The organism is Dactylosporangium sp. CA-092794 (assembly GCF_050948465.1).
Lineage (GTDB): Bacteria > Actinomycetota > Actinomycetes > Mycobacteriales > Micromonosporaceae > Dactylosporangium.
Genome location: NZ_CP192044.1, coordinates 4,961,625 through 4,983,420 on the forward strand (window position 1 = coordinate 4,961,625; position 21,796 = coordinate 4,983,420).

Annotated in this window: 23 protein-coding genes; 11 read left to right on the top strand and 12 right to left on the bottom strand. The window is 72.9% G+C overall.

Going from position 1 to position 21,796, the window contains the following annotated elements:
- Window positions 1–333: 333 nt before the first annotated feature.
- From ACQPXD_RS21395 to ACQPXD_RS21410, 4 genes are all read right to left on the bottom strand, one after another.
- Window positions 334–2,232, bottom strand: a complete 1,899-nt coding sequence (locus ACQPXD_RS21395) for a DNA recombination protein RecN (protein ID WP_432841142.1) — start codon at window positions 2,230–2,232, stop codon at window positions 334–336.
- A complete protein-coding gene (locus ACQPXD_RS21400; protein ID WP_432841144.1) occupies window positions 2,229–2,723 on the bottom strand; it encodes a hypothetical protein in 495 nt (164 codons plus the stop codon). Before ACQPXD_RS21400 ends, ACQPXD_RS21395 begins: the two co-directional genes overlap by 4 nt.
- Window positions 2,720–3,697 carry a hypothetical protein gene (locus ACQPXD_RS21405; protein ID WP_432841146.1) on the bottom strand — a complete coding sequence of 326 codons (978 nt, stop codon included), beginning with the start codon at window positions 3,695–3,697 and terminating at the stop codon, window positions 2,720–2,722. The genes ACQPXD_RS21400 and ACQPXD_RS21405 overlap by 4 nt, the downstream gene beginning before the upstream one ends.
- 214 nt (window positions 3,698–3,911) lie before the next feature.
- Window positions 3,912–5,009, bottom strand: a complete 1,098-nt coding sequence (locus ACQPXD_RS21410) for an endonuclease/exonuclease/phosphatase family protein (protein WP_432841148.1) — start codon at window positions 5,007–5,009, stop codon at window positions 3,912–3,914.
- A 52-nt stretch (window positions 5,010–5,061) separates the two neighbouring features.
- On the opposite strand from ACQPXD_RS21410, the gene ACQPXD_RS21415 reads away from it, so the two are divergent.
- Entirely contained in the window at window positions 5,062–5,688 is a 627-nt protein-coding gene (locus ACQPXD_RS21415; RefSeq protein ID WP_432841150.1) for a CPBP family intramembrane glutamic endopeptidase, read from the top strand.
- Window positions 5,689–5,733: 45 nt separating this feature from the next.
- Here the strand turns inward: ACQPXD_RS21415 and ACQPXD_RS21420 are convergent, their stop codons facing one another.
- On the bottom strand, window positions 5,734–6,294 hold the full coding sequence (locus ACQPXD_RS21420) for a TetR/AcrR family transcriptional regulator (RefSeq protein ID WP_432841152.1): 561 nt from the start codon (window positions 6,292–6,294) through the stop codon (window positions 5,734–5,736).
- 92 nt (window positions 6,295–6,386) lie between these two features.
- Here ACQPXD_RS21420 and ACQPXD_RS21425 point away from each other — a divergent pair, with 92 nt between their 5' ends.
- Genes ACQPXD_RS21425 through ACQPXD_RS21435 form a run of 3 tightly spaced genes read left to right on the top strand, consistent with a single transcriptional unit; the run spans window position 6,387 to window position 8,808 of the window.
- Window positions 6,387–7,082: an SDR family oxidoreductase gene (locus ACQPXD_RS21425; protein WP_432841154.1), complete on the top strand. Its 696-nt coding sequence runs from the start codon at window positions 6,387–6,389 to the stop codon at window positions 7,080–7,082.
- A gap of 7 nt (window positions 7,083–7,089) precedes the next feature.
- Window positions 7,090–8,064: a glutathione S-transferase family protein gene (locus tag ACQPXD_RS21430; protein ID WP_432841156.1), complete on the top strand. Its 975-nt coding sequence runs from the start codon at window positions 7,090–7,092 to the stop codon at window positions 8,062–8,064.
- A 12-nt stretch (window positions 8,065–8,076) separates the two neighbouring features.
- Window positions 8,077–8,808 (top strand): SDR family oxidoreductase, encoded by a 732-nt coding sequence (locus ACQPXD_RS21435; protein ID WP_432841158.1) that lies wholly within the window; start codon window positions 8,077–8,079, stop codon window positions 8,806–8,808.
- Window positions 8,809–8,886: 78 nt separating this feature from the next.
- On the opposite strand, the gene ACQPXD_RS21440 is transcribed toward ACQPXD_RS21435, so the two are convergent.
- Both ACQPXD_RS21440 and ACQPXD_RS21445 read right to left on the bottom strand, forming a co-directional pair.
- Window positions 8,887–9,018: a hypothetical protein gene (locus ACQPXD_RS21440; RefSeq protein ID WP_432841160.1), complete on the bottom strand. Its 132-nt coding sequence runs from the start codon at window positions 9,016–9,018 to the stop codon at window positions 8,887–8,889.
- Between the two features lie 119 nt (window positions 9,019–9,137).
- Complete coding sequence (locus ACQPXD_RS21445) at window positions 9,138–9,959, bottom strand: MBL fold metallo-hydrolase (protein ID WP_432841162.1); 822 nt, start codon at window positions 9,957–9,959, stop codon at window positions 9,138–9,140.
- 106 nt (window positions 9,960–10,065) lie between these two features.
- Between ACQPXD_RS21445 and ACQPXD_RS21450 the strand changes: the two genes are divergently transcribed.
- On the top strand, window positions 10,066–10,683 hold the full coding sequence (locus ACQPXD_RS21450) for a PadR family transcriptional regulator (protein WP_432841164.1): 618 nt from the start codon (window positions 10,066–10,068) through the stop codon (window positions 10,681–10,683).
- 12 nt (window positions 10,684–10,695) lie between these two features.
- Here the strand turns inward: ACQPXD_RS21450 and ACQPXD_RS21455 are convergent, their stop codons facing one another.
- On the bottom strand, window positions 10,696–11,757 hold the full coding sequence (locus ACQPXD_RS21455; RefSeq protein ID WP_432841166.1) for a serine hydrolase domain-containing protein: 1,062 nt from the start codon (window positions 11,755–11,757) through the stop codon (window positions 10,696–10,698).
- Between the two features lie 78 nt (window positions 11,758–11,835).
- Here ACQPXD_RS21455 and ACQPXD_RS21460 point away from each other — a divergent pair, with 78 nt between their 5' ends.
- The 4 genes from ACQPXD_RS21460 (at window position 11,836) to ACQPXD_RS21475 (ending at window position 15,756) form a co-directional block, all read left to right on the top strand.
- Entirely contained in the window at window positions 11,836–12,669 is an 834-nt protein-coding gene (locus ACQPXD_RS21460; RefSeq protein WP_432841168.1) for an alkaline phosphatase family protein, read from the top strand.
- 46 nt (window positions 12,670–12,715) lie between these two features.
- The gene (locus tag ACQPXD_RS21465; RefSeq protein WP_432841170.1) at window positions 12,716–13,456 is read left to right on the top strand and encodes a GntR family transcriptional regulator; all 741 of its coding nucleotides are present in this window, start codon (window positions 12,716–12,718) and stop codon (window positions 13,454–13,456) included.
- Window positions 13,457–13,981: 525 nt separating this feature from the next.
- The gene (locus tag ACQPXD_RS21470) at window positions 13,982–15,091 is read left to right on the top strand and encodes a TIGR03364 family FAD-dependent oxidoreductase (RefSeq protein ID WP_432841172.1); all 1,110 of its coding nucleotides are present in this window, start codon (window positions 13,982–13,984) and stop codon (window positions 15,089–15,091) included.
- Window positions 15,085–15,756, top strand: coding sequence for a phosphonatase-like hydrolase (locus ACQPXD_RS21475; RefSeq protein WP_432841174.1), 672 nt, complete (start codon window positions 15,085–15,087; stop codon window positions 15,754–15,756). Before ACQPXD_RS21470 ends, ACQPXD_RS21475 begins: the two co-directional genes overlap by 7 nt.
- Before the next feature lie 102 nt (window positions 15,757–15,858).
- Here ACQPXD_RS21475 and ACQPXD_RS21480 read toward each other — a convergent pair whose 3' ends face one another.
- A complete protein-coding gene (locus tag ACQPXD_RS21480; protein WP_432841176.1) occupies window positions 15,859–16,158 on the bottom strand; it encodes a hypothetical protein in 300 nt (99 codons plus the stop codon).
- A 9-nt stretch (window positions 16,159–16,167) separates the two neighbouring features.
- Here ACQPXD_RS21480 and ACQPXD_RS21485 point away from each other — a divergent pair, with 9 nt between their 5' ends.
- Entirely contained in the window at window positions 16,168–16,374 is a 207-nt protein-coding gene (locus ACQPXD_RS21485) for a hypothetical protein (RefSeq protein WP_432841178.1), read from the top strand.
- A gap of 527 nt (window positions 16,375–16,901) precedes the next feature.
- Here the strand turns inward: ACQPXD_RS21485 and ACQPXD_RS21490 are convergent.
- Window positions 16,902–18,032 carry a SecDF P1 head subdomain-containing protein gene (locus ACQPXD_RS21490; protein WP_432841180.1) on the bottom strand — a complete coding sequence of 377 codons (1,131 nt, stop codon included), beginning with the start codon at window positions 18,030–18,032 and terminating at the stop codon, window positions 16,902–16,904.
- Between the two features lie 28 nt (window positions 18,033–18,060).
- On the opposite strand from ACQPXD_RS21490, the gene ACQPXD_RS21495 reads away from it, so the two are divergent.
- Window positions 18,061–19,869, top strand: coding sequence for an Hsp70 family protein (locus ACQPXD_RS21495; protein ID WP_432841182.1), 1,809 nt, complete (start codon window positions 18,061–18,063; stop codon window positions 19,867–19,869).
- A 30-nt stretch (window positions 19,870–19,899) separates the two neighbouring features.
- Here the strand turns inward: ACQPXD_RS21495 and ACQPXD_RS21500 are convergent, their stop codons facing one another.
- Window positions 19,900–20,253 (bottom strand): DeoR family transcriptional regulator, encoded by a 354-nt coding sequence (locus ACQPXD_RS21500; RefSeq protein ID WP_432841184.1) that lies wholly within the window; start codon window positions 20,251–20,253, stop codon window positions 19,900–19,902.
- Entirely contained in the window at window positions 20,253–21,746 is a 1,494-nt protein-coding gene (locus ACQPXD_RS21505; protein ID WP_432841186.1) for a glycoside hydrolase family 36 protein, read from the bottom strand. The genes ACQPXD_RS21500 and ACQPXD_RS21505 overlap by 1 nt, the downstream gene beginning before the upstream one ends.
- Window positions 21,747–21,796: the final 50 nt, after the last annotated feature.

The window sequence follows — 21,796 nt, forward strand, 5'->3', positions numbered from 1 at the left end:
CGTCGGTCGCTGCACGGCGCAGGGACCGGAAGTCTCCGTGATCATGCGCATCAGAACGTCGACACCAAGGGTTTTTCATGATCGTGGAGTGGTGATGTACACCCGTGTACCACAAGTCTCCGGGATCATGGCAAACCCGGTGTGCGGTCACCGCGGGCATCATGATCACGGAGACATTCGTCCGCCCCGGGCCGCGCAGGTCGGATGGTGCGCCTGGCGGTGCGACATCCGCGCCGGTCCGCCCTCGCCGCGCCGGTCGGGGCGACGCCGATGATCGCTGGTGCCCCGCCGGGGGCCACCGACGCCAAGCGTGCGGACGGGCGACCGCGGATGCTAGAAGTCGTCGTCGATGAGGCCGTAGGGCGGCTGGTCGGCGCGGCGTGAGTAGCGCACGATCACGTCGTCGGCGGCGGTTGGTGGCGGGGCGTTGTCAGCGACGATGATCTGCGCGCCGACGCCCCGGCCGGCCAGCCAGTCCTCGATGTGGCGGTAGATGCGCTCGATCGTCTGGCTGTCGGCGAGGTCGCCCAGGGCGCCGAGGTTCTTCTGCGGGCTGTCCAGCAGTAAGAACCCGGGGTGTGACGAGCGGCTCTCCCACGCGGTCTCGAACATCGCCAGCTGCCAGGCCAGGGCGATGAGGGTGCGCCCGCCGGAGGAGGCGGCGGTGTAGGGCTCGCCGCGCACGTAGGGGGTGAGGTCCTCGGCCAGGTAGGCGTCGGCGAGCTTCGGATACCGGAACTCGGACAGCACCTGCCGGTAGCGCTCGCTGACCCGGCGCACGACGGCGGACCGGTCGGCCCGGCGGGCGGGCGCCCCGGCCGCGGCGAGCTCCTCCCGGTCGGTGGCGATCTGGTCCATCATCTGCACGATGCCGGTGGCGCGCCGCTCCAGGCTCTGCACCAGGCGCAGGCCGCCGGCGGCGCGCTGCATGGTCGCCGCGGCCTCCTCCCGGCGGCGGGCGATCGCGTCGCGCTCGGCCAGGAACGGGGTGACGGCGTCCGCGGTGACCGCGTCGACCTCGGCGGCGGCCCGGGCCTCGGCCTCCTGCGCGCGCGAGGCGTCGGCGCGCAGCTGGGGGATCTCCCGATCGAGCTCCTCGAGGTAGCGGTTGAGCTCGGCCAGCCGGGTCTTGGCCGAGCGCAGCTCCGCCGAGACGTCGATGCGGGTGACCGGGAAGCGGCAGGCCGGGCAGCGCTCGTCGGCGGCCGTCAGCGGGGTCAGGCAGGAGGCGCAGGCGGTGGCGCCGGTCTCGAAGAGCCGGTCGGCCTCGGCGAGCATCGTCCACTTGCTGACGTCCTCGGCGTAGCTGCCGCGCAGCGGGATCATCCGCTGCAGCTGGGTCTCGCGGTCGCGCAGCTCGCTGTAGGCGGCCTGGGCCGCCCGGGCCGCCTCGCGGTGCCGCTCGCGCAGGTCGGCGGCGAAGCCGGTGCTCGCCCGGCCGCGGGTGTCGAGGTCGGCGAGGGACTGGGCACAGGCGGCGAGCTCGTCCTTGGCGGACTGGTGCAGCGACTCGAGGTCGGGGCGGGCGCCGATGTGCTGCTCGTCGACGAGTTGCTCGGCGGCGCGGTAGGCGGTGCGGGCCGCGGCCAGCTCGGCCTCGACGGTGCGGATGCGCCGGCCGATCTCCACGGTGTGGTCGTCGTGCACGTCGAAGACGACGTCGACGACCTGGCGCAGCTTGAGGTGCTTCATCGGCACGCTCTCGAAGAGCAGGTCCTTGCCGTCGAGCCGCTCGTTGGGCAGGAAGCACAGCCACATGAGGTCGCGGAAGCTCAGCGGGTCGTCGGTGTCCAGCGACAGCCGCACACCCTGCAGCTTGCAGTGCGACAGCAGCAGGCTGGAGAGGCTCTCGGGCTGCCCGGCGGGGCGCAGCGGCCGGCGCACCGGCGGGGTCGCGCCCGGCTCGTCGAGGCGCCCGGCGCGCACGTAGGCGAACATGGACGGCTCGCCGACGGCCCGCTCGATGAGATAGGGCGAGCCGGACAGCTCGACCTCCAGCGTCGCGGCCTTGACCTTCGGCATGATCTCCGGGTGCCGCGGATGGTCGCTCGCGCCCAGGCAGTAGTCGAGGAACTCGAGGATCGTGGTCTTGCCGGTGCTGAACGCGCCGGCGAGCACCGACAGCGGCCTGGGCGAGTCGTCGGGGGCGCGGAAGTCGACGTCGTATGCGCGGTCGTCACCCTGCAGGCGCAGGCGCCGTATCCGGATGCCGTGGGTTCTTAGGCCGATCATAGCGAACCCTTCAGTTGCCCGCTGTATACCGGGAGAAGCCACTGCCGTAGGCCCTCACGAAGTTTACGACCACTGAGGCGCCGGAGTCGCCGGATGACGATGCGTACCGCTGTGATGTATGTCTGAGCATACATCGCGGTGAATCGACTGGCGATGTCAACTCCCTCGTCGGTGAGCCGGTAGGTCACCCGCCCGGCGGCGCTGACCCGCACCAGCCCCTGGGTGACCAGGGCGGTTAGGTCCCGGCTCAGGTGCAGCTGGGCGGTGACGAACCGCTGGGCCGGGCTGTCGTAGGCGACGGTGCGCTCGTCGAAGCCGGCCAGCCGCAGCGCGGTGCGGTCCGGGTCGTCCTCGGCCCGGGCCAGCAGCAGCGGGTGACCGGCCAGGAACTCGTAGATCCCGAGCCGCTCGGCGTCGACGCCCTCCTCCGCCACGGCCAGGACCAGCAGGATTCGGGCGCGGCGGAAGGCGCTCACCTCGTCGGGGGTCATACCAGCTCCCGCCAGTGCGTGACCCAGCCGGCCCGGCGCTGCTCGACCACCCGGTGCATGAGCCCGCACTTGTGCACCGGCCCGGCGCGCAGGGCGTCGGGGAATGCGCTGCTCTCGCGGATCTCGCGCATCACCGAGGCGTGCAGCCCCGGCAGCAGCCCGTCGTCGGGGAACTTCGCGGCGTGCCGGTTGAAGTCGGCTTCCCAGATGCCGTGCACCACCCCATCAGCGTCCTCCAGCGCGTCCAGTTCCGCCGGGATCCGCTTGTCGAGAATTTCGCGGGCCAGCAGGTCGGCGTTGAAGTACTCGCGCTTGGCCGCCCCGACCTCCACGTGACCGGCCTCGCGCAGCTGGCGCACGAAGAGCGCCTGGTCGAGAGCGTCGTCCTCCGCCGGAGCAAGATCATGCAGCGGTACCCGCGGTGTCTGGACCGGCACCGGGCGCGGCGCGGCGTAGGGGTCGTAGAAGTGCCGGCGCACGTCCGCGCAGTCGGGCTTGATCAGCAGGTTGCGCAGCACGTTCTCGTGCCAGAGCTCGATCTGCACGCCGGTCTCGCGCTGCCGGCGGGCCCGCCAGTTGTCCCACCACTGGGCGGTGGGCGCGTCCATGCTCGACGGCACACACAGCACCCACTGCGCGAGCCGGTAGCCGTTGCGCTGCGCGGCGGCGACCGCGGAGTCGAACGACTCGCGGATCTGGCCCTGGTGCGAGCGGGTGACGACCGGGAAGAAGTACTTCGACTGCCAGATCACGACGAGGCCGGAGAGCTCGCCGAGCAGGATGTCGATGCCCCAGTCGCCGGGGTTGGCGGTGATCGCCCGGGCGCCGGGGTAGACCGCCGCGAGCAGCATGGCCAGCATCTGCTCGAAGTCGTCCCGGGCGCCGGCCAGGTTGCCGGCCCGCAGCTGGTGTGCGGCGAAGTTGATCGGAGGCTCGCCGGAGGCAAGGCTGGTCGCAGCCGCTGTCGCCGTCATCTCCCCTCCGCCCCTGGTTGTCTGTTGCCAACACGCGCATCGGGCACAGGCACGCCGGTGGTCTCCCACCCCGCGCCTCCGATGCCACCGCGCGGACCGCGGCACCGGTGCTTGCCCTGCGCTGACCCCCAGCTGGCGTGATCTTCTGGATACCAGGTTTTCACGCGCGGCAATGTCACCGCTACTATGAGCGTAGATTTCACCAAATGTGTGATCACAGTTTGTTCAGATCGACGTCCGCGTAGATAGCCGCGTGGTCCGACCCGGCGTGCACCGCCCGGGTCATCGTGTCGTAGATCGGCCACAGCACGCCGTTGCGCCCGCCCCACACGCCCTTGCGCTGGATGCCGCCGCCGGTCGCGGCCGCGAACAGCGCCGGGGAGAGCAGCAGGTAGTCGAGCTTGTTGCGGGCCGTGCAGGAGCCGTAGGTGCCCGGCCGCCCGCCGTCGGTGAAGCCGGGGTGCGCCGAGATGTCGCGCAGGTCGGTGCCGCGCAGCAGTGGCGCGAGCGGCTCGCTCTCCGGCGTGTCGTTGAGGTCGCCGAGCACCACCACGTAGGGCGAGCGCTGCGCCCGGTAGATCTCGGCCACCCGCGCCGCCTGCCGCCGCCGGGTCGCGTCGGAGGCGACCTTGCCGCCGTAGCCCTTGCTCTTGAGGTGGTTGACGAGCACGACCAGCCGTTCGTCCCGGCCGATGTCGAAGTGGTACTCCGGGCAGTCGCGGCTGAACACCCGCCCGCGCTCGTCCTCGTCGTCGACGTGGGTGCGCTGCCCGGAAAGCGGGAACGCGGGCGTGGACATGACCCCGACGTCGATGCCGCGCTCGTCGTTGCCGTCCATGACCATGATGTGGTGGTACAGCCCGCGCAGCCCGCCCTCGGTGAACCGCTTGAGCGCGTGCCGGCTCTCCGCCTCGATCACGCCGAGCACGTCGGCGCGCACGTCCATGATGACCCGGGCGGTGTTGAGCAGCGCCTGCTCGTCGCAGCGGTCCGTGGTGAGCTCGACCCACCCGATCCAGTCCGCGCGCCCGCCGGCGATCACCTCGACCCGCCCGTCGCGGGAGCGGCGCAGCAGCCGCCCGCGGTTCTGCCGCAGCCGGGCGAACTTGGCCAGGTCCCCGTTGCGCAGCCCGAGCCGGTCGAGCTCCCGCAGGATCTCCCGTTTCACCTCGTCGGTGTACACGGGCTCCTCGAGCAGCTCCCCGGCCCGCGCGAACGCCTCCAGCACCGGTCGCCCGGCCGCCCAGGTCCGCTGGTCGAGCGCCTTGGCCCGGTTGAACAGGTTCTCGACGTTGTAGCTCGCGATGCGCATCGTCCACGAGATTATGGGGAGATCGTCATCTGCGGATGACATGGTCCCCCGGATGGTCGCCGAGTTCATCGTCGTGTTCGTCGCGCTTCCCGCGCTGTTCGCCTTCGTGCACATCCCGGGCGGCCCGATCCCGGTCCTGCTGCTGCTGACGGTGGTCGTGGCGTTCTACATCCGCCGGGCCAAGGACTTCGACCGCGCCAGCCTGTGGCGGGCGGCGGCGCTGCGCCCCGCGCTGTGGCCGATCCTGCGGCTGTGGCTCGTCGCCGCGGTGCTGCTCACCGCGGCGGTGGCGGTGTTCGACCGCGGCCACCTCTTCGACCTGCCGCGGCACAACCCGATCCTGTGGGCGCTGATCGTGGTGGCCTACCCGGTGTTCTCGGTCTACCCGCAGGAGCTGCTGTTCCGCGCGTTCCTGCTGCACCGCTACGCCCCGCTGTTGCGCGACGACCGGGTCGCCGCCGGGGCCAGCGCGATCTCCTTCGGCCTGGCCCACCTGCTGTTCGGCAACCCGATCGCGGTGCTGCTCACCCTGGTCGGCGGCTGGCTGTTCGCCCGCCGCTACCAGCGGACCCGCTCACTGCTCGTGGTCTGCGTCGAGCACGCCGCCTACGGCCTGCTCATCTTCACCATCGGCCTGGGCCGCTTCTTCTACCACGGCACCAACTTCGCCGGGTCCTGAAAGCCGGCCAGAAGGCGGGTCCTGAAGGAGGGGACTGGAGCCGGTTCACGAGGCCGTGTCCAGCAGGTGGGTGGCCGCGCGCAGGGCGAGGCCGCCCAGCGGCTCGGCGCGGATGGCGGCCCGCACCGAGCTGCCGTCGAACAGCAGCAGGAGCTGGGCGGCCAGGAAGCCGGGGTCGCTCACCCCGAGCCGCTCGGCCTGCCTGCGGAAGTACCCCTCCATCTGGTTCTTGAACTCCAGCGCCACCGCCGCCGCCTCGTGGCCGGGGTCGTGCAGCTCGATGGCCGTGTTGGCGAACGGGCAGCCGTGGAACGACGGCGAGCCGGACTGCTCCTCGAGGCGGGCGAAGACGTGCAGGATGCGCTCGCGCGGCGAGACGTCGGCGTCCGCGGCCGGGAAGTAGCCCGCCACGGCGGCCGGGCCGTGCACCCGCAGGCTCTCGGCGATGACCTCGTCCTTGGTCGCGAACAGCTGGTACATCGACTTCTTCGACACCCCCGCGGTCCGGCACAGCCGCTCGACGCCGACCGCGGCGGTGCCCTCGGCGTAGAAGAGCTCGGCGGCGGCGCGCAGCAGGCGCTCGCGGGGCGGGGCGTTCGACGTCACACCGCGAGGTTAGCGCGCGGCTCGACAATCGGAAACCGATCGGTTTATGGTGTTGGAAACCGATCGGTTTCCGACTCTCGTGGAGGTACCCCATGAAGCTCAACGACGCCGTCGTCCTCGTCACCGGCGGCAACCGCGGTCTCGGCAAGGCGTTCGTGGAGGAGGCCCTCGCCCGGGGCGCGCGCAAGGTCTACGCCGCCGCCCGCGACCCGCGCACCGTGACCACGCCCGGCGCCACGCCGCTCGCCCTCGACATCACCGATCCCGATGCGGTGCTGCGGGCCGCCGCCGAGGCGCCGGACGCGACCCTGGTGATCAACAACGCCGGCCTCTCGCTCGGCGTCAACCTGCTCACCGGCGACCTGGCCGAGGTCCGCCGGGAGTTCGAGACCAACTTCTACGGGCCCGTGCTGGTCACCCGCGCGTTCGCGCCCGTGCTCGCGGCCAACGGCGGCGGGCACTTCCTCAACGTGCACTCGGTGCTGTCCTGGATCAGTTTCGGCACCTCGTACAGCGCCAACAAGGCGGCCCTGTGGCAGGCCACGAACGCGTTCCGGCTCGCCCTCGCCCCGCAGGGCATCGGGGTGACCGGGCTGCACGTCGGCTACATCGACACCGACATGGCCGCCGCGGTCACCGGCCCGAAGGTCGCCGCCGCCGAGGTCGCCCGGCAGGGCCTGGACGGCGTCGAGGCCGGCACCTTCGAGGTGCTCGCCGACGACGTCAGCCGCAACGTCAAGCAGGGCCTCGCCGCCGACCCGTCCGCGCTGTACCCCCAGCTGATCTAATGGGACGGTGAACGCATACCGGGCAGAGGGCGAGTTCCGGCGCGACTCCCGCTACATCGGCACCCGCGTCACCGCGGACGGCCGGGACGGCTATCCGGTCGAGCCCGGCCGCTACCGCCTGGTGGTGAGCCGGGCCTGCCCCTGGGCGAGCCGCGCGATCATCGTCCGCCGGCTGCTCGGCCTGGAGGACGTGCTGTCGATGGGCGTGTGCGGGCCCACGCACGACCAGCGCAGCTGGACGTTCGACCTCGACCCGGGCGGCCGCGACCCGGCGCTCGGCATCGAGCGGCTGCAGGAGGCGTATTTCAAGCGCTTTCCCGGCTACGAGCGCGGCATCACCGTCCCCGCCATCGTCGACGTCCCCACCGGCGAGGTCGTCACCAACGACTACGCCCCGCTCACGCTGGACCTGTCCACGCAGTGGACCGCCTACCATCGCGAGGGCGCACCGGACCTCTACCCGGAGCCGCTGCGCGCCGAGATCGACGAGGTCAACGAGCTGGTCTACCGCGACGTCAACAACGGGGTGTACCGGTGCGGCTTCGCCGGCAGCCAGCCGGCCTACGACGAGGCGTTCGAGCGGCTGTTCGCCCGCCTGGAGTGGCTCTCGCAGCGGCTTTCGCTGCAGCGGTACCTCGTGGGCAGCTCCATCACCGAGGCCGACGTGCGGCTGTTCACCACCCTGGTCCGCTTCGACGCGGTCTACCACGGCCACTTCAAGTGCAACCTGCGCAAGCTCACCGAGATGCCGGTCCTGTGGGCCTACGCCCGCGACCTGTTCCAGACCCCCGGCTTCGGCGACACCGTCGACTTCGACCACATCAAGCGCCACTACTACGTCGTCCACCGCGACATCAACCCGTCCGGCATCGTCCCGCTCGGCCCCGACCTCGCCAACTGGCAGGACCCGCACGACCGGGCCGCGCTCGGCGGCACCCCGTTCGGCGCCGGCACCCCGCCCACCACCCCCGCGGACCGTTAGGGCACCGCGGGCATGGGCAACGTCACCGTGGTCACCGGCGGCAGCCGGGGCATCGGCGCCGCGACCTGCCGCCGGCTGGCCCAAGACGGCCACGCCGTCGCCGTCGGCTACCGCACCGCGCCCGAGGCGGCCCAGGACGTCGTCGACGCCATCGCGGCGGGCGGCGGCCGGGCCATCGCGGTCCGCGCCGACACCACCGACGAGGACGACGTCGCCGCCCTGTTCGACACCGCCGCCGACCGCCTGGGCCCGGTCACCGGCCTGGTCAACAACGCCGGCATCGCCGCGCCGCTCACCCGCCTCGCCGGCCTGCGCACCGCCGACCTGCGCCAGGTCATGGAGGTCAACGTCGTCGGCGCGTTCCTCTGCGCCCGCCAGGCCGCCCGGGTGATGACCACCGGCGGCGCCATCGTCAACGTCTCGTCGACCGCCGCCACCCTGGGCAGCCCCGGCAACTACATCCACTACGCGGCGAGCAAGGCCGCCGTCGACGCGCTCACCCTGGGCCTGGCCAAGGAACTCGCGGCCGACGGCATCCGGGTCAACGGCGTCGCACCCGGCTTCGTCGACACCGAGATCCACGCCCAGTCCGGCGACCCGGACCGGGCCGCCAACGTCGTCGGCCGCATCCCGGTCGGCCGCCTCGGCATGCCCGGCGAGATCGCCGAGGCCATCGCCTGGCTGCTCAGCCCCGCCGCCTCGTACACCACCGGCACCACCCTCCGCGTCGCCGGCGGCCTGTAGCCGGGGCCGCTCGGCCTCGGGTGAACCGCGGATGCCGTTGCGCTGCAGTCGCCGCGGCGGAGCTGACCGCCGGGCGAATCAGGAGTGGGCGATCGTCGCGGCGCCGGTGCGGGTGAGCAGGACGACGCCGGCCGCGGCGGTCCCGGCCGCGAGGACGCCGAGGGCGATGGTCGCCGTCCCGGAGGTGACCTGCTCGCCGAGGACCAGCACGCCGAGCGCGGCCGCCGCGACCGGGTTGGTGATGGTCGCCGTGGCCAGCGGGGCACTCAGGCTCCGCCGGTAGGACAGCTGGGCGAGCAGCCTCGCAACCGAACCGCACCCGTGGACGGTCAGGGCAGCGGCTCCCAGGAGAAGGCGTCGCCGGTTTGCCGCACGGTACCGAAGGTGACGTCGGCGAAGTGGATGCCGAAGCCGATCGCCCGCTCGTCGGCGAGGCGCCGCAGCACCTGGCGCCGGACGGCGGCCGACTCCTCGGGCGACGACTCGCCCAGGAGCGGCCAGTCCGGGTGGGACACCTGCACCGCGGAGTGCATGACGTCGGCGAACGCGAGGAGCCGCGCGTCGCCGGACGTCAGCAGGTATCCGGTCTGGCCCGGGGTGTGACCGGGCAGGGCCAGCGCGGTCACGCCGGGCAGGATCGGCTCCGCGGCGCTCACCGGCCGGAACCGTTGCCCGATGGCGGTCAGGACCTGCTCGGACACCCCGGGCGTCGCCGCGCGCCCGGACCATTCGGTGTCCGACAGTAGGCAGGGCGCGTGGGCGAACGCGGGGTGCGCGGCCCAGCCGACGTGCTCGATGTGCAGGTGGGTGATCGCGATGGCCTCGATGTCGCGCGGTTCCCGGCCGAGCCGGCGGAGGTTGTCCAGCAGCGCGCCGCCGTACATCTCGGCGATGCCGTACTCCATCCGGGAGACCGGCTCCGGATACGGGCCGTAGCCCGCGTCGATGAGCACGGCCCGGTCGCCGTGCTCCACGAGCAGGGCGCCGCTGCTGATGGTCAGCCGGCCCGCGTCGTCGAGGAAACGGGCGTTGTCCGCCCAGTCGGTCTCGGACGTGCCGGGGAAGAGGAACCGCGGGACCATCTTGACCGCACCGTCGGGCACGAAGCTCACCCGCAGCGCACCGACCTGCACCTGCCGAAGTCTGTCCACGGCGGTGAGACTACTAGGCACATCCGACGGCGCCAAGAAGCGTATGAAAGGCCGCAATTCATCCCGTGGTACCGGACTATTAGTCGCATCGGCTACGCTCTGGCCGGTGAGTGATGAGCTGTCGTTCACCGCGTATGCGGTGCTGGGCGTCCTGTCGATCAACCGTGAGATGCTGACCGCCGGCGAGATCAAGCAGCGCGCGGGGTACGGCTTCCGGCACTTCTACGGCTCGCCGGCGGTCAGCCACATCCGCCGGGAGCTGCAGCGGCTGCTCGCGCTCGGCCTGGTCGAGGACCGGGAGGTGCCGATCGGCGGCGTCCGGAGGGCGCAGGTGTTCCGGACCACCGAGGCGGGGGAGCGGCGGCTGCGGGAGTGGGTCGCCGAGGGCGGCGCCGCCGAGCCGGTCGTGGTCAAGAATCCCGTGCTGCTGCGCGTCTTCCTGGGCCGCGAGATACCGCTGCCGGACGTGCTCGCCATCATCGACGCCCGCCTGCGGCAGGTCGACGACGACGTCCGCCAGATGCAGCGGGGCCGCCGCCGCGCGACCGACATGGGCCTGATCCCGCACCCGGACCGCGCCTACTCCACGGCGGTCTCGGACTACCTGCTGCGGTCCCTGTACTTCGAGCGGGCCAACCTGTGCCAGCTGCGCGACACGATCGCCGGCTTCGACCCCCAGCCGCCCGGCGACGACGAGCCCAGCACCTTCCGCCCCGCCGATTGACGTGGTTTCCGGCTAGAGGCAGGCCTCGAGCGCGTCGTAGAGGGCGTTGCTGCGGTCGTGGCCGGCCAGGTGGCGGGTCACGTAGGCCATGCGGTAGCCGTCCGGGTCGGTCAGGTGGCCGCCGGCCGAGGAGCCGCCGATGCCGCCCATGCCGATCCAGTCCTCGTCGCGGCGCCAGCCGAGGGTCCAGGTGGCGTCCTCCTCCAGCAGGCGGTCGAAGCCCACCGCCTGCGGTGCCAGGGCCTCGGCGAGCAGGCCGGCCGGCAGCAGCCGGGGGAGCGCCTGGTAGAGCCCGGCCAGCCCGCGGGCGGTGGCGTGCGCGTTCACCGCGGCCAGCTCGCCGGTGCGCCAGGCCGCGCCGTTGAGGACCGCGGTGTCCAGCAGGCCCGCGGGGTTGCCCAGGGCCCGCGCCCACAGCTCGCCGTGTCCGTGCACGGACCGATCCGGCCAGTCCGGCGCGCCGTGCTCGACCTCGGCGCAGCGGGCCAGGTCCGCGGTGGACAGTCCGATGTGGACGTCATGGCCGAGGCCGCGGACCACCGCACCGATGGTCTCGCCCGTCGCGCCGCGCAGGATGGCGCCCAGGATGTTGCCGTACGTCAGGGCGTGCTCGCCCACCGCCGTGCCCGGCTCCCACTCCAGCGGGCCGGCGAAGATGGCGTCGGTGCAGCGCCGCCGATCCAGGGCCTCGGCCGGCGTCAGCGGCTCGGCGATGGTCGGCAGGCCGAGCCGGTGCGCCAGGGCGTGGCGGACCGTTCCGCCCGGGTGGGCGAACGCCGGGTGGAAGCGGGCGACCGGGTCGTCCAGACCGATTCGGCCCTGCGCCACCCGGGTCAGCAGCGCCAGCGCCGCGACCGGTTTGCCGGCCGAGAACACGGTCGCGAGCGTGTCGGCGCGCCACGGTTCGGTCCGGGCCGCGTCGGCCCAGCCGCCCCAGAGGTCCACGACCAGGTTGCCGCCCGCGTACGCGGCGACGGAGGCGCCGGTCTCCGCGCCGGAGGCGAGCAGACCGGCAAAGGTCTCCGCGACGGGCTCGAACCCGGGGGCCACGGTGCCGTGCACGAGGTCGTTCACGGTCGGCTACGGTACCGGCCGGGCAGACCTTTGGCTGCCGGATATCCGCCGTTCATCCCGGACCGGTTCGATGACCGCGTGATCGCAACGGTTCGCCGGCTCCTTGTGGTGGGCATGGACGGGGTCAACTGGCCCCAGGTCGAGGCCGCCGGAACGCCGCACCTGGACGCGCTGGCCGCCGCCGGCGCCTTCGGGCAGAGCCTGGTGCCGTGCCCGCCGGACGTCGCCGAGACCTGCAGCGGCCCCGGCTGGTCGACCGTCGCCACGGGCGTGTGGCCGGCGAAGCACGGGGTGCGCGACAACGGTTTCGCCGGGCAGCAATACGGTGCGTACCCGGACTTCCTGACCCGCCTGCAGCGCGCGGATCCCCGGCGGCACACCTACTGCGCCGTCGACTGGGCCGCGCTGCACGAACAGGGCACCTTCGGCCCGGACATCCACACCCGCCTCACCCTCGACGGCGAGGCGGACGGCTACGCCACGCAGGACGAGAAGCTCACCGCCGACGCGGAGCAGCGGCTGCGCGACGACGACTACGACGCGTCCTTCGTCTACCTGGGCAACACCGACGCGGTCGCGCACCTGACCGGCACCGGCGCCGAGTACCGCGCGGCCATCGAGGAGCAGGACCGGCAGCTCGGCCGGTTGGTGACGGCGATCGAACAACGGTCTGCCCGGCGTACCGAATCGTGGCTCGTGATCGTCACGACGGACCACGGCCACCGCGTCCCGTCCGGCGGGCACGGCGGCTGCGATCCGGACGAGCGGGGCACCTGGATCGTCGCGAGCGGCCCCGGCATCGCCGCCGCTTCCCGCCCGATCGGCACCGCCCAGGTCGACGTCGCCGCGACCGCGCTGCGCCACTTCGGTCTCACGCCGCCCCTGGACGGCAGACCTTTGCAGGACCGGTGAGCCCGGTCGCCGGACCTTTGCCGGGCCGGTGGGGTAGAAACGCTGGATGACCAGCGCTGTCGACGGCGGGGTGCCCCCGCACGGGCGGATCCCGAAGTACTACGCGGTGAAGGCGCAGCTGCTCAACCTGCTGTCCGAGCTCGGCGAGGGCGCCCTGCTACCCGCCGAGCGGGACCTGGCCGCCACCTTCGGCGTGGCCCGCTCGACGCTGCGGCAGGCGATCCAGGAGCTGACCGTCGAGGGCCGGCTCAAGGCGTTCCGCGGCCGGGGCACGTTCGTCGCCGCGCCGAAGCTCATCCAGCCGCTGGGCCTGGTCAGCTACACCGAGGCGGTCCGGGACGCGGGCCGGCGCCCCGGCCGGCGCGTGGTCACCGTCGAGACCCTGCCGCCCGGACCCGACCTGGCCGCCGACCTGTCCATCGACCCCGCGACGCACGTGCTGCACCTCGAACGGGTCCTGCTGGCCGACGACGAGCCGCTGGGCCTGGAGAGCACGTACCTGCCGACCTCCCGCTTCCCGGACCTGCTCGACGGCTTCGACCCGACGACGTCGCTGTACCGCCACCTCGGCACCCGATACGGTCTGGTCTACACCGAGGCCCGCGAGCGCATCGAGACCGCCCTGGCCACACCCCGCGACGCGATGCTGCTCGGCACCAACCCGTCCGCGCCGATGCTGCTGATCCAGCGGCTCTCGACCGATCAGCACGGGGTTCCGATCGAACGGGTCCGCTCGCTCTACCGCGGGGACCGAATCGGCTTCGAAACCACCCTCCGCGCCGGCTGACCCGCCGCCGAACACCGCTGAGCCCCGCGCGATCCGCGATCACGGTCCTGCGCGGCCGGTCCGCACGCCGTGGAGCGCGGCGCAGCGACCAGAAGTCTCCGCGATCATGCCGCGCTCGCCGCCGGCACCAACGGTTTTTCATGATCACGGAGTGATCGTGTACACCCGCGTACCGAAAGTCTCCGGGATCATGGCAAACCCGCGGTGCGGCCGCGGCGACACGCATGATCACGGAGACATTCGGCCGCCGCGAGGCGGTGTAAATCGGATATTTCGCCTGGCAGGCGAAATATCCGGAATGAGGCGCCCCACCTCGCGGCGGAGGGGGCGGCGGGGACGGTGAGGGTGTCGCCGGGGTCCGCGCGGTGCCGGCCGGCAAGGTGGCGTTGATGACCGCCGTGCCCATCGGCGGCCAGCGCCGCCCCGCGTTCGCCGCCTCGGGGCTGCGTGATCGGCGCCACGCTTCGGGAGATGCGCCGGTCCGGTAGATTAAAGGTCCGAACCTTTGATCAAGGGGGTCGGCAGTTGAGGATCGTGATCGTCGGCGGCGGGGTGCTGGGCACCATGCATGCCTGGCACGCGGTGCGGCGCGGCCATGCGGTGGTGCAGCTGGAGCGCGAGGCCGAGGCTCGCGGGGCATCGGTTCGCAACTTCGGTCTGGTCTGGGTTTCCGGGCGGGCCGTCGGCGCGGAGCTGCGAACCGCGCTGCGGGCCCGCCGGTTGTGGGAAGAGATCGGCGCCGCGGTGCCCGGCATCGGCTTCCGCGGAAACGGTTCGCTGACATTGGTTCGCACCCAGACCGAACTGGCCGTCGCCCGGGCGGCGGCCGCCGCGCCGGACGCGGCCGAGCGTGGGTGGCGATTGCTGGAGCCGGACGAGGTCCGGGCGGTCAACCCGGCGCTGCGCGGGGAGTACCTGGCCGGGCTGCACTGCGCGGCCGACGGGGCGGTCGAGTCGCGCGTCGCGCTGCCGGCGCTGCGGGCGGCGCTCGAACACACGGGGCGGTATACCTGGCTGGCCGGGCGCGAGGTGCGGACCGTTTCCGGCGATTCGGTCCGCGACGACACCGGGGCCGTGCATACCGCTGACCAGATCGTGCTCACCACCGGAGCGGCGCTCGGCGGGCTGGTGCGCGAGCTGGCCGGTCCGCTGCCGGTCCGCCGCGTGTGGTTGCAGATGGCGCAGACCGCGCCGCTCGGGGAGGCGCTGACCACGTCCGTCGCGGATGCCGACAGTTTTCGGTACTACCCGGCCTACGACTCGGCGGCCCTTGTGGACCGCCAGCCGCAGCCGCCCGTCGCCGCCGAGCACAAGATGCAGCTGCTCATGGTCCAGCGGCTCGACGGCGGGCTCACGATCGGCGACACGCACGCCTATGCCGAACCATTTCCGTTCGACGAGGTCGAGGCGCCCTACGACCACGTGACCGAGGTCGCCTCCGCGCTGCTGGGACGGCCGTTGCCGCGGATCGAGCGGCGGTGGAACGGGGTCTACGCCCAGTGTCTGGATCCGTCCGCGGTCGTCCACCGCGCCGCCGTCGCGCCGGCCACCTGGCTGGTCACCGGGCCGGGCGGGCGCGGCATGACCTGTGCTCCCGCCATCGCCGAGCAGACCGCTGAGGAGCTGCAATGGTAGACCTGGTCGTACTGGACATGGCCGGCACGACGGTGCAGGACGGTGGCCTCGTCGAGCGCGCGTTCACCGCCGCGATCGGCGAGCGGGGCGTGCGTCCGGGCGACGCCGCCTACGACGGCATGCTGGCCCACGTCCACGCCACCATGGGCGAGTCGAAGATCAGCGTGTTCCGCCACCTGCTGGCCGGCGACGAGGCCGCGGCCCAGGCGGGCAACGCCGCGTTCGAGCGCGCCTACGCCGCCCTGGTCGACGAGGGACACTGCGCACCGGTTCCCGGCGCCGCCGAAGTGATCGACCGTTTGCGTACCAACGGCATCAAGGTCGCCCTCACGACCGGCTTCTCGCGGGAAACGGCGGACCGAATCCTCGCCGCCCTGGGCTGGCGCGACATCGCCGACATCACGCTGGTTCCGGCCGAGGCCGGCCGCGGCAGACCATTTCCGGACCTGGTCCTCACCGCCGTGCTGCGCCTGGAGCTCGACGATGTCCGCGAGGTGGCCACGGCCGGCGACACGACCTACGACGTGCTGTGCGGCCTGCGCGCCGGCGCCCGCTTCGCCGCGGGCGTGCTGACCGGCGCCCACGACGAGCCCGCGCTCCGGGCCGCCGGCGCCACCCACGTCCTGCCATCGGTCCGCGAACTCCCGGCCGCCCTCGGCCTTTGACCTCGACCGCCAGTGCTGGTCGGCCGCGGTTGACTGTCGAGGTCCCCCGGTGCATCTGCTGCCGATCTCGTTGGCGCTGGTAGCGGCACTCATCCTCGGACATCAGCGCGGTGAGGTGCGGTCCTGCTCGCCGCCGTCGCCGTCCCCGGCGGCGACGGTGTCGAGCGCTCGCTCGAGGTACGTCGCGAGCCGATCGACGTCGGCGTGCTTGAACGCGGTGTCGCCGATGATGCTGCGTAACATGCGTACCCCGGTGCACATCGCCAGCAGGAGTGCCGCTCGCGCCGTCGCATCGTCCCCGGGGAGCTGCTCGGCGAGCTGTCGCTGCGAGCTCGTCTCGAGGCGTTCCCGCATGATCTCCGCCGCCTGCGGGTTCGCTGCGGAGCGGAGGATGAGCAGCATCGGGCGTGGTTGCTGCACCAGGGCGACGACGTCGTCCCGATCCCGGGAACGCGTCGCGAGCGCTACCTCGAGCAGAACGCCGCGGCAGCGTTCGTCGCGCTGAGCCCCGACCAGCTGGCCGACCTCGACACGATCCGGGTCCACGGGGCGCGCCACGAAGGGATGGGTGCGATCCCGAACTGGTACGACGGCGTCACCCCGCCGCGGGTCCTCTGACCGCGACGGGCACGGCCCCCGCAGACCCGCCGGCGCAGGCTCGACCGGCCAGGTCCTGTGCCTAAGTCGGCGGTATTGGCGGACCGCGCTGAGGTTCGGGCATGTCGAGATCGGCAATGAGCGAGGTCTCCGGTCGTTGGCTGAACGACCAAGAACCGTAAGGGGCCCCGGCGGCGCTTTCTCTCCGCGATCATGCCGAAGAGCGTCCCGAATGGCGGGATCTCCATGATCGTGGAGCGACGATGTACCAGGAGCGGCACTATCACTCCACGATCATGAGGATCCCAGCAAGTGGACGCGTCCGGCGCATGATCACGGACGCAAAACGGTCGCGGCCCGCCCCGGTGGCCGATCTGTCGACGCGGACGGCCTCGTGGTGCGGCCCGGGCCGCGGCTGGTCGACGGGGTGGAGGCGCTGGCCGCGATCCTACATCCGGCGCTGATGCCGGCCGCCCCACCCGGCACGGTGGGCCGAGTGGCCTGTTCCCAGATGGGGTGTAGATCGGACTGGCGCGTGGCGGGCGAGGTCAGCGGACCGTATCGATGCCGGTGATGACCAGGCGGAGCGGCAGGACGCCGTGGCTCAAGGTGGCGGCGAGCGCGGTCGCGCCCTCCCGGGTGGCCAGCCCGGCGCCGGAGATTTGCGCGTCGCCGCTGATGACGTCGTTGATCGTCGGGGCGGTGACGATCTCGTTGTCCATGAGCACCGCGACCTGCGTTGCCTGGCCTGAGCTTTCGCCGGAGTCCATCGCCTCCTTGGTCAGGGCGGTCCACTTGGGCTGGCCGGCCGCGGTGAACCGCAGCGTGACCACCCACGAGCCCGATTCCTTCTGGATGACGGCCTCGGCGGCGGCGAGGTCGGTGCCGATCACCTTTGCCACGTCGAGGAGGTACTTGGCGCCGCTCTCGTCGCACGCGGCGGCCTGGGCGGCGGCGTCGTCCAGCGTGCCCGCCGGGCGGCCGTCGAGCATGGCGCAGGTGACGGCCGGGACGGCGTACTGCATGGACGGGGGCAGCGCGGCGATCTCGGCGCAGGTCAGCGCGTCGAAGCCGGTCAGGTTCTGCCCTTCCGCCGGGTCCTTGATCGCGGCGGCGGCGTCGAAGGTCGCGCCGAGCTTGGACTTGGCCGAGGCCAGCGCGGCGGCGCGGTCGGTGCGCCCCTGCGGGTCGGCCTTGCAGGCGGCGCCGGGGTGGTCGGTCGTGACGGACAGGACCTTCCGGAACGTGAGGCTGCCCGGCACGAGGACCGCGCGGGCGCGCTCGGCGTCGGCGTGGGCGGCGGTGACGAGCAGGGTGTCGGCGGAGATCGCGGTGACCGTCGGGCGGGTGAGATCGAGCTGGCGCATGCGGGACAGGATGATCTGTTTGGTCTGCTCCAGCGCGGCGGCGGAGGGGCGGTCGCCGTCGGCGCCGGTGAGGCGGACCGTGATCGAGACGTCGCCGGGGGACGGGCGGCCGTCCCAGCGCCGGCCGAGGATGATGGCGGTGGTTCCGGCGGCGATGGCGACGATCGCGACGACACCGAGCGTCAGCCACAACCACGGCAAGCGCCGGGCCGGCCGCTCCGGTTCGGGCGGGCGGTACCCTTCGGGCACGTAGCCGAGCCCGGGCGGGGCCACGGGCGGCAGGTATTCTGGCGCCGGTTCGTGCGTCGACATGGCGACAGGGTACGGGAGGTGCGCTCGCGTGCGACTCGGCGTGGACTTCGGTACATCGAACACCGTCGGCATGCTGGACCGTGCGGACGGGTCGGTCACGCCGCTGCTGTTCGACTCGTCGCCGCTGCTGTCGTCAGCGGTATGCGCGGAGGCCGGATCGACCCAGACCAGAACGGAACCGAGGCAGAGCGGGGAGGAGCTGCTGACGGGCGGCGATGCGGAGCGGGCGGCGATCGCGCACCCCGGCGGGCTCGAGCCCAACCCCAAGCGGCGCGTCGACGACGTGACGACCTGGCTCGGCGAGCGGGAGTTCGCGGTCGTCGACCTCGTCGCGGCCGTGCTCGGCCGCGAGTGGGCCGAGGCGCGCCGGGTCGGCGGCGCATCCCCCGAGGCCGTGGTGCTCACCCATCCGGCGACCTGGGCGCGGACCAGGCTGGCGCTGCTCACCGAGGCCGCCCGGCGGGCCGGTATGCCGCCGGTGACGCTCGTGCCGGAGCCGGTCGCCGCGGCCGCGTACTTCGCCGCGATCCTCGGCCACGAGGTGCCGCCCGGGCGGGCGCTGGTCGTGTACGACTTCGGCGCCGGCACGTTCGACGTGAGCGTGGTGCGGCGCGATGCAGAGGGCTTCGCGGTGGTGGCCGCCGGCGGGCTGCCGGACGTCGGCGGGCTCGACCTCGACGCCGTCGTCGTCGAGCATGCCCGGTCGCTGACCGGCAACGCCGCCGGCTGGGCCCGGCTGGACTGGCCGGAGACCACGGCCGACCAGCGGTCGCGGCGGGACCTGTGGCTGGGCGCGCGGGCCGCGAAGGAGCTGCTGTCCCGCCGCTCGCGGGCCGACCTGCACGTGCCGCTGGTCGACGCCGACCTGCACATCACCCGCGAGGAGTTCGAGCGGGTGGCCCGGCCGCACCTGGACCAGACGGTGGCGGCCACGCTGTCGGTGGTGCGGTCGGCCGGCATACCGCGGGAGCGCATCGCCGGGGTGTTCCTCGTCGGCGGATCGAGCCGGATCCCGCTGGCCGCCGCGCTCCTGCACCGCCAGTTGGGCATCGCACCGACGGTCATCGACCAGCCGGAACTCGTGGTCGCACACGGCTGCCTGAAGATGCCCCAGGTCGCCCCGCCGCCCGCCCCACCGGCTCGACCCACGCCACCGCCCGCACCGCCGCGGCCGGCAATGACGCAAGCGCCCGCACCAACACGGGCACGGGCGCAGGCGCAGGCGCAGGCGCTGCCGGCGGTCGGTGGGATCCCGCCGCGGGGCGTGCTGCCGGCCGACTTCCCCGTCCACCTGGTCGAGATATCGTTGGGCGGCCGCGTGGGGTACACCGTGCGCACCTACCTCACCGACGACGACGGCGGCGCGACCGCGGTCTTCGCCAGCGAGGGCGGCCGGCTGCCGCTGTTCGCCAAGCCCGAGCGGGCCGCCGACCACGCCGCGGGTAGCGACGGCCACGCGATGACCGAGGTGCTGCACTGGGAGGCGCTGAGCGAGGCGATGGCGGGCGCCTTCCTCACGCTCACCCCGCCGAACCGTTACAGGCTCGACCTGCCCTCCGTCACGCTGCAGCGCGCGCCCAAGGAATGGCTCCTCGACGTCGTCGTCGCGGCCGGCACCCTGGCCCGCGAGCTCGTCAACGCGCTGGACATCGAGGCGGGTTACGAGTTGCTCGGCGAGGGCACGATGCTGGACCGGCTCGACGACGCGCTGCGGGTGGCCCAGCGCATACCGTTCGGCCGCGGCCGGCGCGAGCTGCGGGCCTTCGACCGCGAGCGGCTGGCCGCCGACTGGGGCCGCGTCGCCGACCTGATCGACGAGCGCCTGGACTGGCGATAGAGGCGAGCGCCTGGACTGGCGATAGCGCGCTCAGGCCGAGCGGCGGAGCCGGTTGCAGGCGTCCAGCGCCTGGTGCAGGCCGTTCTCGACGGCGCTGAGGTCGTGCCGGTCGAGGGCGCGCCGCACCCGGGCGAGACACGCGGCGAGCAGGCGCGCCTCGCCGTGCGCGGCGGCGGACCGGGCCGCGCCGCCGCGGACCCGCACCAGCGCGCCCGCCGCCGCGAGCACGGCCAGGTCGCGGTGTGTCGTGGCGAGCGAGGCGCCGGTCGCGGCCCGGGCCTCGGCGACGGTGACGTATTCGCGCTCGGCCAGCAGCTCGATGATGCGCCGGTGCCGGACCGCCGGCAGTAAGGCGATGGTCATGGTGTCGTACACGTCGAACATCAGGAGATGGGATAGAGCTGGCCGCCGGTCTCCGCGGCGACGGCGGGACCGAAGTCGACCTCGCGGCCGTCGATGGTGAAGCGGTACCGGTCGAGCCGCCGGATCGCAGGCGTGGCGTCGAGGTAGGCCCGCAGATCCTCGAGCTCGGCCGGGGTCAGCCAGCTCGGCGGGTCGGAGACGGCCCGGAAGCCGCACACGTCGGCGAGGTCGCGCAGCCACCGCAGCTGCTGGGCGGTGAGCAGGTTGAGCTTGCTGCGGAAGTACACCACGTCGGGATCGACCTGCACGAGCGGGGACTGCCACAGCCGGTGCACGCTGTTGACGACGGCGTTGCGGGCGGTCGCGTCGGACGGGTCCTGCGAGGCGTAGTTGTCCCACATCGGGGCCACGTCCGGGCCGCTGCGCACGCCGTCGAGCAGGCCCAGGGAAGGCAGCAGGATCGCGCCGGAGCCGAGCAGGTACACGTCGTCGCCGGCGGTCTCGCGGATGAGCCGCAGCCCGTCGCGGTACACCCGCTCGCGCTCCCGGCCGGGGACGAACGCGGCGGCGGCGTTGATGAAGTCGAGCTTGAGGTACTTGAAGCCCCACTCGTGGACCACGGTGTGGACGAGCCCGGCGAGGTGCTCGCGGGCGTCGGCGCGGTCGAGGTCGAGCGCGAAGTACGGGCCGCCCCAGTTGTAGCCGGCGACGACCGGCCGGCCGGAGGCGTCGCGCAGCAGCAGCTCCGGCCGCTCGGCGGCCAGCCGCGAGTGCGGCAGCGCGATGAACGGCGCGAGCCACAGCCCGGGGGTGAACCCGGCGTCGGCGATGCGCTCGGCGAGGCCGCGCATGCCGCTGGGGAACTTGGCGTTGGGCTCCCAGTCGCCGACCTGCTGCTCCCAGCCGTCGTCGATCTGCACGACCTCGAAGGGCAGCCCGGCCAGGTCGGCGATGTCCTTGGTGAGCTGGGTCTCGGTGATGTTCTCGTAGTAGGCGTACCAGCTGCACCAGACGTTGCCGGCGCGGCGCCCGCTCACGCCGAAGCGCCGCGCGAGCTGGTCGGCGTAGCCGCCGAACACCTCTTCCTCGGTGCCGTAGGCGAGGAACCAGTCGGCGCCGGACGCGGCGTACCAGCCGGTGAGGGTGTCCTGGTCGGCGACGAGCCGGGGCGTGTCGAGGCCCAGCGCGCCCAGCAGCAGGGTCCGCCCGCCGGGGCCGCGCAGCGCGGCGACCGCCGAGGAGTGGTGGCGGGCCGGGTCGTCGAAGGCCGGGTCGTCGGCGGTGACGAGCCGGGTCGGGTTGGGCACGCGCAGCGGGGGCTCGCTCAGGCGCCGCCAGCCGCAGGGGCTCCACGAGTTCTGCCCGTGCCGGTAGAACGACGCGTCGCCGAGCCCGTGCAGGATCGACACCCGGCCTGGGGGCAGCAGGACGCCGCCGTCGACGGGGCGCGGGGTTCCGTCGCCGGAGTGCTGGAGGGCGAAGGGGCGTCCGTCGAGGTGCACGAGCTGTGCCATGGTTCTCCTTTGCGAAGCGACGGCGGGGCGCCAGGAAGGGCGCCCCGCCA